11 protein-coding genes are annotated in these 13,182 nt (G+C 62.1%); 3 read left to right on the top strand and 8 right to left on the bottom strand.

Annotated features, from left to right (window positions below):
- Positions 1–7: 7 nt before the first annotated feature.
- From AB5Y91_RS18215 to AB5Y91_RS18180, 8 genes are all read right to left on the bottom strand, one after another.
- Positions 8–457 carry a C40 family peptidase gene (locus tag AB5Y91_RS18215; protein ID WP_025326338.1) on the bottom strand — a complete coding sequence of 150 codons (450 nt, stop codon included), beginning with the start codon at positions 455–457 and terminating at the stop codon, positions 8–10.
- A gap of 117 nt (positions 458–574) precedes the next feature.
- Positions 575–1,489 carry a hydrogen peroxide-inducible genes activator gene (locus tag AB5Y91_RS18210; protein WP_163135960.1) on the bottom strand — a complete coding sequence of 305 codons (915 nt, stop codon included), beginning with the start codon at positions 1,487–1,489 and terminating at the stop codon, positions 575–577.
- A 314-nt stretch (positions 1,490–1,803) separates the two neighbouring features.
- Positions 1,804–2,769, bottom strand: a complete 966-nt coding sequence (locus AB5Y91_RS18205) for an alpha-L-glutamate ligase-like protein (protein ID WP_106887395.1) — start codon at positions 2,767–2,769, stop codon at positions 1,804–1,806.
- Between the two features lie 3 nt (positions 2,770–2,772).
- Positions 2,773–4,311, bottom strand: a complete 1,539-nt coding sequence (locus tag AB5Y91_RS18200; protein WP_106887394.1) for an inactive transglutaminase family protein — start codon at positions 4,309–4,311, stop codon at positions 2,773–2,775.
- A 3-nt stretch (positions 4,312–4,314) separates the two neighbouring features.
- Positions 4,315–5,073, bottom strand: a complete 759-nt coding sequence (locus AB5Y91_RS18195; protein WP_025326342.1) for an ATP-dependent zinc protease — start codon at positions 5,071–5,073, stop codon at positions 4,315–4,317.
- Positions 5,074–5,155: 82 nt separating this feature from the next.
- A complete protein-coding gene (gene cmoB / locus AB5Y91_RS18190) occupies positions 5,156–6,133 on the bottom strand; it encodes a tRNA 5-methoxyuridine(34)/uridine 5-oxyacetic acid(34) synthase CmoB (RefSeq protein WP_171275750.1) in 978 nt (325 codons plus the stop codon).
- Entirely contained in the window at positions 6,130–6,870 is a 741-nt protein-coding gene (gene cmoA, locus AB5Y91_RS18185) for a carboxy-S-adenosyl-L-methionine synthase CmoA (protein ID WP_171275751.1), read from the bottom strand. The genes cmoB and cmoA overlap by 4 nt, the downstream gene beginning before the upstream one ends.
- 383 nt (positions 6,871–7,253) lie before the next feature.
- Positions 7,254–8,114, bottom strand: coding sequence for a DUF72 domain-containing protein (locus tag AB5Y91_RS18180; RefSeq protein ID WP_368170452.1), 861 nt, complete (start codon positions 8,112–8,114; stop codon positions 7,254–7,256).
- Positions 8,115–8,546: 432 nt separating this feature from the next.
- On the opposite strand from AB5Y91_RS18180, the gene aspS reads away from it, so the two are divergent.
- The 3 genes from aspS (at position 8,547) to AB5Y91_RS18165 (ending at position 13,033) form a co-directional block, all read left to right on the top strand.
- Positions 8,547–10,325 carry an aspartate--tRNA ligase gene (aspS, locus tag AB5Y91_RS18175; protein ID WP_106887390.1) on the top strand — a complete coding sequence of 593 codons (1,779 nt, stop codon included), beginning with the start codon at positions 8,547–8,549 and terminating at the stop codon, positions 10,323–10,325.
- 69 nt (positions 10,326–10,394) lie between these two features.
- Positions 10,395–11,135, top strand: coding sequence for a YebC/PmpR family DNA-binding transcriptional regulator (locus AB5Y91_RS18170; protein WP_005325689.1), 741 nt, complete (start codon positions 10,395–10,397; stop codon positions 11,133–11,135).
- Between the two features lie 272 nt (positions 11,136–11,407).
- Positions 11,408–13,033: a phosphoethanolamine transferase gene (locus tag AB5Y91_RS18165; RefSeq protein ID WP_368170451.1), complete on the top strand. Its 1,626-nt coding sequence runs from the start codon at positions 11,408–11,410 to the stop codon at positions 13,031–13,033.
- Positions 13,034–13,182: the final 149 nt, after the last annotated feature.

Here is a 13,182-nt window from a genome sequence, read left to right as displayed (position 1 = left end):
GTGGCGGCTACTGGGTCAGGCGGCGGGCCTGCCAGTAGCGGCTGTTCCAGTAGACGTTGTCGAGGCGCGAGCGGATCACCCCCTTGCTGGTGGAGGCGTGAATGAACTCCCCGGCACCGGTATAGACGCCGACGTGGTACTGCTGCCAGCCGGTCTTGAAGAACACCAGATCCCCGTGCTGCAGGCGGTATCTGTCCACCGGGCGGCCGAGGCTGGCCTGGGATTCAGTGGTGCGGGGCAGGGTGAAGCCCAGCACCTGCTGGTAGGCAAGCTGGGTGAAGGCGGAGCAGTCGAGGCCGGCGCGATTGGTGCCGCCCATGCGATAGGGGACGCCGCGCCACTGCTGATAGAAGCCGTCGAAGGCACTGGCCTGGCGGGCAGGAGGGGGCGGCTCCGGGGTGCTGGAGCAGGCGACGACAAGCAGGGCCAGCAGGGGCGGAAGCAAGGTGCGAAACATCTCAACTCCTTGATAGGGCACGGGATTCATCATAGACGATGTTCCTGCCTGGAACCTGAACAGCGATAGCATAAAAACTTGCCGAGGGCAGAGAAAGGGCCCCCGGCGAGCCAGTCGTCAGTCCGCCGCCTTGGGACTTATCAGCGGCGTGAGCAGCTCGGCAATCTTGTAGAAGGTCTGCACCCGGGTGGTGCTGGGGCGCCACACCAGGCCAATCTCGCGATAGGGCTTCTCCCCGGGCAGGGGGATGGCCACCAGATCCGAGTTGTCGAGGATGCCTGCATCTATGGCCATCTGGGGCAGGAAGGTGGTGCCAAGGCCGGCGCCCACCATCTGCACCAGGGTGTGCAAACTGGTGGCGGCGAAGGGGTTGATCTTGCTCTTGTCCCGCAGCCGGCAGGCACTCACCGCGTGCTCGGTCAGGCAGTGCTCCCGCTCCAGCAGGAAGATGCTCTGATTGGGCAGCTCCTTGTAGTCGAATGGCATGTGCAAAGTGGCAGCCATATCTGACGGCATCACCATATGGAAGGGATCCAGCCCCACCGTCTTGCTGTGAAAGCCGCCTATCTCCACCGGCAGCGCCAGGATCAGCAAGTCGAGCTGCCCCTGCTCCAGCTGCTTGAGCAGATTGGTGGTGGTGTCTTCCCGCAGCAGCAGCTCCAGCTCCGGATAGGCCTTGCCGCACACCTGCAGCAGCTTGCTGAGCAGGAAGGGGGCTATGGTGGGGATGCAACCCAGGCGGACTGTGCCGTGCATGACGCCCCCCTGCTGCTGGCCGAGCTCCATCAGATCCCGGGCATCGGAGAGCAGGTTGCGCGCTCGCGCCACTATCTCCATGCCGACCGGCGTCATGATGAAGCTCTTGTGGTCACGCTCCACCAGTTGCAGGTTCATCATGTCCTCCAGGGTCTGGATCCCGGTACTCAGGGTGGACTGGCTGACATGACAGGCCTTGGCGGCGCGATTGAAATTCTTGTGCTCGTCCAGAGCGACCAGATACTGCAGCTGTTTCAGGCTGGGCCAACGTTGCATAGGGGAAACCCGATCGATGCTATCTATTTGATTTGATTAATCTACCATCGAGAGACTGCTTTGTCGCCGAGATTAGGCGCCCTCCTGGCAGGGTCTGTGCATTGCGGGGCAAGCGGATGGGGATAAGCCCGCCATCCACCTGCCCGTCGCGGCAACTGCTGCCATGGGAGCTTATCCCCTTGTGCCAGCCCGTTGAAGGGGGGTTGCCATGGGATGTGACGGGGATCGGCCTTCCCCGGCATCTTGCGGGGCCGCCCATGGCCGGCCATAAAAAAACGCGCCTATTGGCGCGTTTTTGCAGGTGTGAGGGCAGGCTATTCGTCGAAGATACCGAAGTGATCCTTGGCGAAGTTGACCCGCTGCTCCACGTTCATCTTGACCTGACCCAGCTTCTCTATGGTCTTGAGGTTGGGCACCAGGCCGCGACCGTTGGCGATCTGGATGGCGAGACCGGGACGGGCGTTGAGCTCCAGCAGCATGGGGCCGCGGAACTTGTCGAGCACCATGTCGGTGCCGATGTAGCCCAGACCCGACATCTCGTAGCAGGAGGCGGCCAGGGTCAGCAGGGTATCCCAGTGGGGCACCTTGAGATCGTAGAGATCCAGGCCTGTGTCCGGGTGGTGGCGCAGCGGGTTGCCAAATTGCACCGCCCGCAGGGCGCGACCGGTGCGCAGGCACAGACCCACCCCCACGGCGCCCTGGTGCAGGTTCGCCTTGCCGTCCGAGGCGGCGGTGGAGAGGCGCATCATGGCCATCACGGGGAAGCCCTTGAAGATGATCACCCGGGCATCGGGGACCCCTTCGAAGGAGTAGCCGTCGAACACGTCATCGAAGTTGATGAGGCCTTCCACCAGCGCCACGTCGGGCTTGCCGCCCAGGGAATAGAGCCCCGCCAGTATGTTGGAGACATGGCGCTCCAGATCCTGACCGGTGGAGGCGCTGCCGTTGGGCTTGTAGAAGCTGCCCTCTTGCTGGCGCAGGATCACCAGTATCCCCTTGCCCCCCGAGCCGCGGGCCGGCTTGATGCAGAAGCCCGGCCAATCCTTCACCAGCTCGGTGATGCGGGTCACGTCGTGCTGCTCGCGTATGGTGCCGATGAGTTCCGGCACAGTCACCCCCGCATCCAGCGCTATGCGCTTGGTCTTGAGCTTGTCATCCACCAGCGGGTAGAGACGACGCGGGTTGTAGCGGCTGATGTAGGAGTGGTTGCGTTTGTTCATGCCGAGGATGCCTGCTTGGGACAGGCTCCACGGACTGGTGTATTTCTGCCAGAACCACATCTGTTACTTGTCCTTACCCGGGGTGGCACCGGACTTCATCTCGTCCACCAGCGGCTTGAAGCGCTTGAGCTCGCTCAGCTTGTAGCCGGTGTAGTTACCCATCACCAGCACGGTCGCCATCAGCACCAGTTGCAGGCCGAGGAAGTTGAAGGTGAGGTGACGAATGAGCTCGTTATCCATGGCCAGGTAGGCGATGACCGCCACCAGCAGGGAGCCGCCACCCTGACGGAACACCTCTTTGGGGCCCTCTTCTTCCCATAGGATGGACATCCGCTCTATGGTCCAGGAGAGGATGATCATCGGGAAGAAGGTGATCTTCATGCCGTCGGTCAGCCCCAGCTTGAAGGCAAAGGCCGAGAAGATGCCGATCATCGAGATCACCATGATGATGATCGCCGATATTCGGGCCACCAGCAGCAGGTTGAGCCTTGAGAGGTAGGAGCGGATCACCAGGCCGGTGCCGACGATCAGCAGGAAGCCGATGAGACCGGTGACCAGGGAAGTCTGGATGAAGGCGACCGCGATCAGCACCGGCATGAAGGTGCCCGAGGTCTTGATCCCCACCAGAACCCGCAGGAACACCACCATCAGCACACCGATCGGGATCAGCAGCAGCCCCTTGAACAGGGCCTGCTCTTCCAGCGGCAGGCTGTGGATGGAGAAGTTCATCATCTCTGATTTTTCGAACTTCTGCGCCAGGGCCACGTTCACCGGTTGCTCCTGCTCGATCATCGAGAAGGTGACGCGGGAGTTGTGACCGCCGGTGACGTCCAGCAGGGCGCCGGAGTTGTATTCCCACAGCAGCAGGTTGCCCGGTTGCCCCTGTTCGCCGGTTTGCGGGTTGAACAGCTTGTAGTCGGTCGGGCTGTTGAACACCTGCAGGTAGTCCACCAGCTCCTGACGACGGCGACCGTCTTCCAGGCTCAGGGCGTGCACCACGCGCGCCGGCACCTCGGCGTTGTTGAGCAGCTCGGCGATCAGGCTGGCGCGGCTCTTGTGAGATTTGAGCAGCTCGGCGTTCTGTTCCTGCTTCTCGATCTCCTTGATGATCTCGCGGGTCAGGGTGTAGCCGTCGGCGGAACGCTCCTGGGCGCGCTCGAGGATCTGCTTCATCGCGGTGGCGTAAGGCTCACTCTCGATCTGCTTCTCGATGGCGGGCGGCAGGGGGTTGGCGGCGGGCTTGGCATGGGCATCCGCCATCATGTCGACCCGGTAGTAGAGCTCCTGGCGGCCGGAGGCGCTGCGAATGGACCACTCGGCGCGGGCATCCCCGTCTTTTTCCACGAACGACAGGCCGTAGCCCGGGCTCGCGGCATTCTCGTTCATCAGGGTGAAGCCGGGCTGGGTGCCCGGAATGGCCAGGGAGGCGATCACCGGCTCGCCTGTCGCCTCGAACTCGAGCTTGGCTTCGATAGACCAGATCTGACGTTTTTCACCCGGCGTGAGGGGCACGTCCAGGGCGACATGGTGATAAAACGTCATTCCCAGGCCGACAATGAACAGCAGGGCGACCAGCAGATAGAACGGCTTACGGGAAACCATGGATTATTTTACATCCTTGAGCTTGGGTTTTGGTTGGATATACTCGCGGGCCACGTCGACCACGGCGATGTCTTTCAAGAATTCACGGCCCAGCAGCACGGGGAAGGTCATGTCGCTGCGATCTTTGAGGGTAAACTCGGCCTTCTCGGTCATGTCGCCGATGCGCACTGTGAGGCGCACCACGGGACGGCGGTCGAGGTCGTCGGCAGAAGCCTGACGCACCCGCACGTGACGCACCAGGGGCGCCTCGATCTGGATCTTGTCGTCCATCTCCTGGTGGCTCAGGAAGAAGCGCACCCAGTTCTTGCCGTTGCGCTCGAAGATGGTGATCTCCTGGGCGCTGATGGAGGAGGTGGTGGCGCCGGTATCGACCCGTGCCTGGAAGGCATCGTTGGCGGCATCGACCCAGATCCACTCGGCTTCACCCACCAGCAGCTTGCCGTCGACCGTGTGGCCCTGGCTCGGGGCCGGGCACTTCTCGGTCGGGATGGCCATGGGTTTGGGGGGCTCGGGTGGCAGGGTAGCCAGCTTGCTGTCGACTTTCTTCACGGACTCTTTCATGTTGGTGACATCGGTGTTGAGCTGAACCAGCAGGTGCTGTTGCTGCACATACTGCTTCTGTTGCTGTTCCATGGATGTTTGCAGGCGTTGCTCGCTCAAGCTTATCTCGTTGCGAAGCTCCGCCAGCGTCAGGGTCGGGACAGGGGGCGCTTTTTCCATACTGACACACCCGCCGAGACTGAGCAGGGAGAGCAGGGTCATTCCTTTTAATTTGCTTTTCATGTCATTCATTTAACTGTGCTTCCTGGAATTGGGTCAGTGTAACTTCCACAGCCGCCATCGGCTAGTCTTTGGCCTTTCTGGCGATCAGTACGGCACGCTTGGGTGCCGGGTATCCTTCGACCGTGAGTGCGGGATCATCGGGATCCAGATAGTCACTCAGGGACTCGTTAATCATCCAGTCGGTACGACGCTGTTCGTCGGTGCTGGTCATATTCTCGTCCACTATCCGCACGTCGCTGAAGCCGCAGCGCTCGACCCAGAGTTTGAGGGCCGCGCTGGAGGGGATGAACCAGACGTTGCGCATCTTGCCGTAGCGATCGGTGGGCACCAGCACTTCCCGCTCGTCGCCATCTATCACCAGCGTCTCCAGCACCAGCTCCCCATCGTCTTTGAGCTGGTTGCGCAGCTGTTCGATGTGTTCGATGGGGGACTTGCGATGATAGAGCACTCCCATGGAGAAGACGGTGTCAAAGGCACGCAGCTCCGGCAGCTCCTGGATGCCGAGCGGCAACAAGTGCGCCCGTTGATCGTTGCCGGCGAAGTGGCGAATGGCCTCGAACTGGCAGAGGAAGAGGGGGCTCGGGTCTATGCCGACCGCGAGCCTGGCCCCTTCCCCCACCATGCGCCAGAGGTGGTAGCCGCTGCCGCAGCCCACATCCAGCACGTAACGGCCTTCGAGGGGGCTGATGTGGGGCAGCACCCGATCCCACTTCCAGTCGGAGCGCCACTCGGTGTCGATGTGGATGCCGTGCACGGTAAAAGGCCCCTTGCGCCAGGGCATGAAGTGGCGCAGCAGGCTCTCGGTCTTCTTGCGCTCCCCCTCGTTCATGCTCTCAAGGCTGCCGATCTCGACCCGGCTTTTCAGCTCGACCTGGCCTGGGGCGACCGTGGGCAGCTTGTTGAGGGCACGGTTCCAGCGCGGCAGATCCCCGTGCAGGTTGTCGTGCTGCCAGGCGTGCAGCTGGGCGGGCAGGGTATGCAGCCAGTGGCTCAGCCGGTTCTTGGCGATCAGTTGATAAAAGTTGGCGAAATCGATCATGGCTGGGCGTCGCTTGATTTGATGGCAATCATGGAGCCGAAGTTGAAGCACTGGAACCAGAGATCCTGGTGAGTGAAACCGGCGTCTCGCAGGCGGGCGCGGTGGGTCTCCAGGCTGTCGGTGCGCATCACGTTTTCCAGCGCCGTGCGCTTCTGGCTGATCTCCAGCTCGCTATAGCCGTTGGCCCGCTTGAAGTCCAGATGTAAGTCGATGAGCAGTTCGTTGACCTGGGCATCCTCGAAGCGGAACTTCTCGCTCAGGATCAGGATGCCACCGGGGCGCAGGCCGTCATGGATGCGCTGGATGAGGGCGGCCCGTTTCTCGGGGGCGACGAACTGCAGGGTGAAGTTGAGCACCACCACTGAGGCGTTCTCGATGGCGATGTCGCAGATGTCCGCCTCCACCAGCTCCACCGGCACCTCGGACTTGAAGCCCGAAAGATGGGCGCGGGCGCGCTCTATCATGGGGTGGGAGAGATCCACCGCCGTGATCTGGCAGCCGGGCTGGTTGACATGGCGGCGCATCGCCTGGGTCGCGGCGCCAAGGGAGCAGCCAAGATCGTACAGGCGGCTCTGGGGCTGGGCGTAGCGGGCGGCCATCATGCCGATGGCGGAGATGATGTTGCTGTAACCCGGCACAGAGCGCTGGATCATGTCGGGGAAGACATCGACGACCTGTTCGTCAAAGCAAAAATCCCCCAATTGGGCGATGGGGGCGGCAAAAATCTGATCGTGCATGCTGGCGCAACCTGACAGCCGGTGCGCGAACCGACTGTGTGTTCAATGGAGTCGTTGGGTGACGCCCGTCCGGGTCGTCACCGGTTTACGAACGGGGTGGCTGGCCTTGAGATCCTTCGGGCCCGCCCCGTTCGCAATGGACCATCATCCTGGTCCTTTATGGGGATGAGCCGTCTGCGGCAGGTGTTGCCATGGACAGCGGTCAGAGCCCTTTACCGGGAGCCGGACGGTCGCCTGCAACACTATGCAATGGCGGGCGTCCGGGTCCTTACTTGGGGCGGTAGTGTAGAGGAAAGGTGGGCGTTTGTCTTGACGCCGAGCCCCGTGGGGCCACAAAAAAACGGCTTTTTTTAGCGGTGAAACAGGGGCGGGGAAGGGAGCGGCTAAAAGGGCAGCAGGCCCTGGCGCGCGCGATCGTTTTCCCCCGGCCAGGGAGCCATCTCCTGACCGAGCAGCCGACTGACCTGACGGGCCAATTCGGGGGCCCGGGCGTTGTCGGCGGTATGGATAAAGAGGTAGAGATCCTTCCCCTCTGCCAGCCATTGTTTCCAATGGGGCAACCAGGAGGGCAAAAAGGGGTGATTGTCCTCGGGATGAGGAAGGCCGATGAGGCGCACCACAGGGCTGTTGGCCGTGGCGAGCAGGTGCACCGGCAGGCGCGGCTTCTTGCCCTGGGCATCGACGAGGGCCGCATTTTTTGCGGCGAGGCTGGCGGGCACCGAGAACAGCGGCCGGCTGTCGAGCATGATGCGGTTGATGCCCTTGTCCATCAGCAGCCGGTTCAGGGCGCGCTCGGCTTCCCCCTTGGCGAAGAAGTCGGGGTGGCGCACCTCGAGGGCATAGGTGAAATCCGGCGGCAAGCCCTCGAAGAAGGCGGCGAGGCGCGGCAGGCCGGCGGGGCCGAAGCGGGCGGGCAGTTGCAGCTTGAGCAGCCCCAGCTTTTCGTGCAGGGGCGCCAGCAGGCTGATGAAGTCCGCCACCTGCTTGCCTGCGCTCACCAGATCGCTCTGGTGGCTGATGGCCTGCGGGAACTTGAAACTGAAGCGAAACTGGGGCGGTACCGCATCGGCCCAGCGGCGCACCGTTTCCGGGGTGGGGGAGGCGTAGAAGGTGGTGTTGCCCTCCACCGTATTGAACACCCGGGCATAGTGGGCGAGGTGTTCGGCAGGCTTGGCGCCCACCCCCAGCAGCTGGCCGGGCCAGGCCGGGTGTGACCACTGGGGCAGACCCAAATAGAGGCTCATGTTGGTTCCTGTCTGCGGATTTATGCTGTTTTGCTCCCCTTTTTGCGCCAGGACAACAAAAAACAGGGCAAAGGAGGCTGCGGGCCATTTTACCCAAATGGGGGTTTTCCTCTATAATGCCAGCCCTTTTGTTTGCCAAATCGTTGTGACTCACGGGGTTGTGCGCCTAAGGTGGCGATGACCGGGGTCACAAGGTTGCCAGACAACGACGCTTGCCGATGTTCTCGCCTCGCGCGTCGACCCCTCAAGGGGCCACTCGGCGCGAGCCGGCATTGGCGGCAAGTATCCGGCTCGGGGAGCCGGATGATATGAGACTGATTTCAAACCGGGTAAGAACCAGGATCTGGCCAGCTGTGAGACAGACGGTGCTTGCCAGTCGTGCCCGGCGACCCAAGGTGAACCGTCTCTCTACCATTTCGAAGGAAGAAGTCCATGCGCTCTATCTATTGCGGACAGGTCAATGAGGCCCATGCCGGGCAGACCATTACATTGTGCGGTTGGGTCCACCGTCGTCGCGATCTCGGCGGCCTCATCTTTATCGACATGCGCGACCGGGAAGGGATCGTGCAAGTCTTCTTCGACCCGGACAAGCCGGACGCCTTCGCCCTGGCCTCCGAGCTGCGCGGCGAGTTCTGCATCCAGGTGACCGGCGTGGTGCGTACCCGTCCGGACTCCCAGCGCAACAGCGACATGGCCACAGGTGCCATCGAAGTGTTCGCCCACGAGCTCACCATCATCAACCGTGCCGAGCCGCTGCCGCTGGACTTCAACCAGGTCAACAGCGAAGAGGTCAGCCTCAAGTATCGCTACCTGGACCTGCGTCGCCCCGAGATGGCCAAGTACCTGAAGACCCGTGCCAAGGCCAGCGCCTTCGTGCGTCGCTTCATGGACGAGCAGGGCTTCCTCGACATCGAGACCCCCATGCTGACCAAGGCGACTCCGGAAGGGGCCCGTGACTACCTGGTGCCGAGCCGGGTGCACAAGGGCAAGTTCTACGCCCTGCCGCAGTCCCCGCAGCTGTTCAAGCAGTTGCTGATGATGTCCGGCTTCGATCGCTACTACCAGATCGTCAAGTGCTTCCGCGACGAGGACCTGCGTGCCGACCGCCAGCCAGAATTCACCCAGATTGACGTGGAAACCTCCTTCATGACTGCGCCACAAGTGCGCGAAATCATGGAAGAGATGATCCGCAAGCTGTGGATGCACATCCTGAACGTGGATCTCGGCGACTTCCCCATCATGACCTTCGACGAGGCCATGCGCCGCTTCGGCTCCGACAAGCCGGACCTGCGCCTGCCCATGGAGCTGGTGGATGTGGCCGATCTGCTGACCGCCGTTGAGTTTGCCGTGTTCGCCGGCCCCGCCAACGACCCCAAAGGCCGCGTGGCTGCCTTGAAAGTCCCGGGCGGCGCCGAGCTGTCTCGCAAGCAGATCGACGAATACACCAAGTTCGTCGGCATCTACGGTGCCAAGGGTCTGGCCTGGATGAAGGTCAACGCCGCCGCCAACGGCCTCGAGGGCGTCCAGTCCCCGGTGGCCAAGTTCCTGTCCGACGAGATAGTGCGCGAGATCCTGGCCCGTACCGGTGCCGCCGACGGCGACATCCTGTTCTTCGGCGCCGACAGCAAGAAGGTGGTGTGCGACGCCATGGGCGCCCTGCGCCTGAAGGTGGGCCGCGATCTGGGTCTGGTGGAGAACGTCTGGAAGCCGCTCTGGGTCATCGACTTCCCCATGTTCGAGGAAGATGGCGAAGGTGGCCTGGCTGCCATGCACCACCCCTTCACCGCCCCGAGCAACCTGGGCCCGGCCGAGCTGAAAGCCAACCCGGTGAGTGCTTATGCCAACGCCTACGACATGGTGATCAACGGCTACGAAGTGGGCGGCGGTTCTGTGCGTATCCACAACAGCGAGATGCAGTCCACCGTGTTCGACATCCTGGGCATCACCCCGGACGAGCAGCGCCTGAAGTTCGGCTTCCTGCTGGATGCCCTGAAATACGGCACCCCGCCCCACGCCGGTCTGGCCTTCGGTCTGGACCGCCTCAGCATGCTGCTGACCGGTACCGACAACATCCGGGACGTGATCGCCTTCCCGAAAACCACGGCAGCGGCCTGCCTGATGACGGATGCTCCCAGCTTCGCCAACCAGGCCCAGCTGACCGAGCTGGCCATCGCCACCGTTGCCAAGGCCGATGCCAAGGCTGACGCCTGAGAAGATTGAAGAACGGGTCGCCATGCGACCCGTATCCCATTGATTTCAAAATTATAACGGAGAGTTTTTATGGCAGGTCACAGCAAATGGGCCAACATCAAACACCGCAAGGCGGCGCAAGACGCCAAGCGTGGCAAGATCTTCACCAAGCTGATCCGCGAAATCACCACCTCGGCTCGCCTCGGTGATGCTGATCCCGCCAACAACCCGCGCCTGCGCGCGGCGGTAGCGGCTGCCCTGACCGGCAACATGACCCGTGACACCATCAACCGTGCCATCCAGCGCGGCGCCGGTGGTGGCGATGGCGAGCAGCTCGAGACCATCGTTTATGAAGGTTACGGCCCGGCGGGCTCCGCCGTCATGGTGGAGTGCCTGACCGACAACCGTAACCGCACCGTGGCCGAAGTGCGTCACGCCTTCAGCAAGTGCGGCGGCAACCTGGGCACCGACGGCTCGGTGGCCTACCTGTTCAGCAAGAAGGGTCTGCTGACCTTCGTGGGCGTGGACGAAGATGCCCTGATGGACGCGGCCCTGGAAGCGGGCGCCGATGATGTTGTCACCGAAGAGGATGGCTCCATCGAGGTCTACACCACCCCGAACGATTTCGGCACAGTGCTCGATGGCCTGGAAGCCGCCGGCTTCAAGCCCCAGAGCGCCGAAGTGACCATGATCGCTTCCACCGAAGCCGAGCTGGACGCCGATACCGCCCCCAAGCTGATGCGTCTGATCGACATGCTGGAAGACCTGGACGACGTTCAGGAGGTCTACCACAACGGCTCCATCTCCGACGAAGTGGCTGCGCTGCTCTGATCGCACAGCCTCTAGCCCCTGACTGGGGATAAATACCAGACGGCAGCCTCAGGCTGCCGTTTTTTTATCTTACTGACTCTCCTCTGGCCCCATTTCCTTCGCTTTGCCTCCCTTAATGCCCGCTTAAGTTTGCCTTTCTAGGATCAAATTGCATCCGGGCCGCAGTGCCCATCACCGCGTTGTCTGCTCGGGAAGAGAGACGGGTGAAAGGGATGCCCACAACGGAGCCCCCATGCAGGGTCTCCAGATCATTGGTTTGTCGGAGTCTTCTTATGCGCCTCACTCTGGGAGTGATGAAGGTCAATCTGTTGCTGGTGCTGCTGTTTGCACTGGTGTTCAACTGGCCCATTTTCCTGCACTTTTACCGTATTCTCAGCGCCCTCGAGCACGTCAAGGCGGGGTTTGCCCTCTCTATCCCCCTGGTGCTGGTCGCCGCCCTCAATGCGGTCTTCCTGCCGTTCACCTTCCGCTATCTGCTCAAGCCTTTCTTCACCTTCCTGATCGTCACCGCCTCCCTGGTCAGCTACGCCATGCTCAAATACGGCATCATCTTCGATGTGGGCATGGTGCAGAACATACTCGAAACCAACAGCGGGGAGGCAAGCTCCTACCTCAATGGTTCAGTGGTGCTCTGGTTCCTGCTGACCGCCGTGCTGCCGGTGCTTGGCCTCTTGTGGCTGAAGATCGAATACCCAACCCCCTGGTACAAGGGGCTGGCCCAGCGTCTGGCGGGGATCGCCCTCTCCCTGCTGTTCCTGGTCGGCGTCGCCGCCCTCTATTACCAGGATTACGCCTCGGTTGGGCGCAACAACCATACCATCGTCAAAGAGATAGTCCCCTCCAACTACGTGCGCGGTCTCTATCGCTACGCCCGGGATATTCTCTTCGCCACCCCTGTCCCTTATCAGCCGATAGGCACAGATGCCAGGGTGGTGGATAAGGGCGGCAAGCCGACCCTGATGTTCCTGGTGGTGGGGGAGACTGCCCGCAGCCAGAACTACTCCCTCAACGGCTACCAGAAGCAGACCAACGGCTTCACCATGAAGGAGCCGGATCTCGTCTCCTTCAGGGACGTGCGATCCTGTGGCACCGCCACCGCGGTCTCGGTGCCCTGCATGTTCTCCAACCTCACGCGCCGTGGTTATGACGAGACCCTGGCCAAGTCCAGGGACGGCCTGCTGGACGTGCTGCAACACGCCGGTGTCTCTGTGCTGTGGAAGGAGAACGACGGCGGCTGCAAGGGGGTATGCAATAACGTGCCCACCCTGGAGATCGAGCCCAAGGCCTTCCCCGAATACTGTGAAGGGGACTCCTGCTATGACGAGGTCTTGCTGCAGGGGCTGGATCGGCAGATCGCCGGGATGAAGGGCAAGCAGGGCAGCAAGCTGGTGGCCTTCCACCTGATGGGCAGCCATGGCCCGACCTACTATCGCCGCTACCCGGCCGGGGATCGCGTCTTCCTGCCGGACTGCCCGCGCAGCGACATCGAGAACTGCAGCAACGAGGAGCTGGTCAACACCTATGACAACACCATCCGCTACACCGACAAGGTGCTGTCCCAGCTTATCGCCAAGCTCAAGACCCTGGAGAGCCAGTACAACGTGGGGTTGGTCTACCTGTCGGATCACGGGGAATCTCTGGGGGCGCTGGGGCTCTACCTGCACGGCACTCCCTACAAGTTTGCCCCGGACGATCAGACCCGGGTGCCCCTGCTGACCTGGCTCTCTCCCCAGTTGCAGCGGGATCGCGGGCTCAATCAGGATTGCCTGCGCCAGGAGGCGGGCAGCAAGCGCTTCTCCCACGACAACCTGTTCCACTCGATGCTCGGTATCATGGACGTGCAGACCCAGGTCTATGACGGCAAGCTTGATCTGTTCAAGCCCTGTAGGGCGGGGTGAGTCAGGCTAACCGAACGCGACAACCTGTTGCCCCGCACCATGCTCGGCATCATGGACGTGCAGACCCAGGTCTATGATGGCAAGCTTGATCTGTTCAAGCCCTGTAGGGCGGGGTAAACCGGCGAAAACAGACCATAAAAAACGGCAGC

It is taken from the genome of Aeromonas sp. R4-3 (genome assembly GCF_040908275.1).
Lineage (GTDB): Bacteria > Pseudomonadota > Gammaproteobacteria > Enterobacterales > Aeromonadaceae > Aeromonas > Aeromonas rivipollensis.
Note: the sequence above shows the minus strand (reverse complement) of the source record. Positions and strands in the feature narration are given on the sequence as shown.

Bases quoted from the DNA above. Each gene is read 5' to 3' on its own strand.
- AB5Y91_RS18180 (WP_368170452.1), bottom strand. From the start codon at position 8,114: ATGAGCCTCTATTTGGGTCTGCCCCAGTGGTCACACCCGGCCTGGCCC.
- AB5Y91_RS18210 (WP_163135960.1), bottom strand. From the start codon at position 1,489: ATGCAACGTTGGCCCAGCCTGAAACAGCTGCAGTATCTGGTCGCTCTG.
- AB5Y91_RS18165 (WP_368170451.1), top strand. From the start codon at position 11,408: ATGCGCCTCACTCTGGGAGTGATGAAGGTCAATCTGTTGCTGGTGCTG.
- AB5Y91_RS18195 (WP_025326342.1), bottom strand. From the start codon at position 5,073: ATGACCCTGCTCTCCCTGCTCAGTCTCGGCGGGTGTGTCAGTATGGAA.
- cmoB (WP_171275750.1), bottom strand. From the start codon at position 6,133: ATGATCGATTTCGCCAACTTTTATCAACTGATCGCCAAGAACCGGCTG.
- AB5Y91_RS18200 (WP_106887394.1), bottom strand. From the start codon at position 4,311: ATGGTTTCCCGTAAGCCGTTCTATCTGCTGGTCGCCCTGCTGTTCATT.
- aspS (WP_106887390.1), top strand. From the start codon at position 8,547: ATGCGCTCTATCTATTGCGGACAGGTCAATGAGGCCCATGCCGGGCAG.
- AB5Y91_RS18205 (WP_106887395.1), bottom strand. From the start codon at position 2,769: ATGTGGTTCTGGCAGAAATACACCAGTCCGTGGAGCCTGTCCCAAGCA.
- cmoA (WP_171275751.1), bottom strand. From the start codon at position 6,870: ATGCACGATCAGATTTTTGCCGCCCCCATCGCCCAATTGGGGGATTTT.
- AB5Y91_RS18215 (WP_025326338.1), bottom strand. From the start codon at position 457: ATGTTTCGCACCTTGCTTCCGCCCCTGCTGGCCCTGCTTGTCGTCGCC.
- AB5Y91_RS18170 (WP_005325689.1), top strand. From the start codon at position 10,395: ATGGCAGGTCACAGCAAATGGGCCAACATCAAACACCGCAAGGCGGCG.